This is a genomic window from Staphylococcus sp. HMSC13A10, assembly GCF_001808005.1.
Classification (GTDB): Bacteria; Bacillota; Bacilli; order Staphylococcales; family Staphylococcaceae; genus Staphylococcus; species Staphylococcus pasteuri.
Genome location: NZ_KV791831.1, coordinates 1 through 898, shown reverse-complemented (window position 1 = coordinate 898; position 898 = coordinate 1). Strand labels below are relative to the sequence as shown.

The 898-nt window shown below is 29.2% G+C and carries 1 pseudogene; it reads left to right on the top strand.

From position 1 onward, the window contains the following. Positions 1-398: 398 nt before the first annotated feature. Positions 399-898: pseudogene (locus tag HMPREF3125_RS01840) on the top strand (sodium:proline symporter); the annotation flags it as partial.

Sequence of the window (898 nt, the reverse complement as noted above, 5' to 3'; positions counted from 1 at the left end):
TCCTATCATCAATACTTATAAATAATGAGTTGATTGTTCGTCAAAATGGTTGGGATTCCGGGATTTCCTTGTTACACCAACGTTTATCACAAGTTTTTATATAGAATTTTCTCATATTGTCAACGGGATTCTTAATAAATGACAAATCAAATATATCGATTTATATGTTACTCAAATATAGTATATTTATTTTTATTATCGTTATATACAAAATCAATGAATATTATATACTAAAAATTAATATTAAAAATATAGTCACTGCTACATAAATATAGTATTTACAATTAATAAGATTCATTAAATACCAAAAATTTAAATTTATCCTTTAAATAACTCTTGTTTTTTGTATAATTATTGTATGTAACTAAAATGAATATATAATAAAGGAGTTATTAATTATGTTTATTCTTGCTACATCATTGTCAAGTCAAGTAAATCCTGATTGGCGAACTTATGTTATGCTTGCAGTTTATTTCTTTATTTTACTTATTATTGGATACTATGGTTATAAACAAGCAACTGGGGATTTGAGTGAATATGTGCTTGGAGGGAGAAATATAGGGCCCTACGTCACAGCATTATCAGCCGGCGCTTCTGATATGAGTGGTTGGATGATTATGGGATTACCTGGAGAGGTTTATACAACAGGTTTATCAGCAGCTTGGTTAGCTATTGGATTAACTATCGGAGCTTATGTTAACTACATACTTGTAGCACCAAGACTTCGTGTGTACACTGAAAAAGCGAATGATTCAATCACATTACCTAACTACTTTACACACCGTCTTAATGATCATTCTAATATTATTAAAATTATCTCTGGGGGTATTATTGTCATATTTTTTACACTATATACTCACTCGGGTATGGTTTCAGGTGGTAAATTATTTAATAGTGC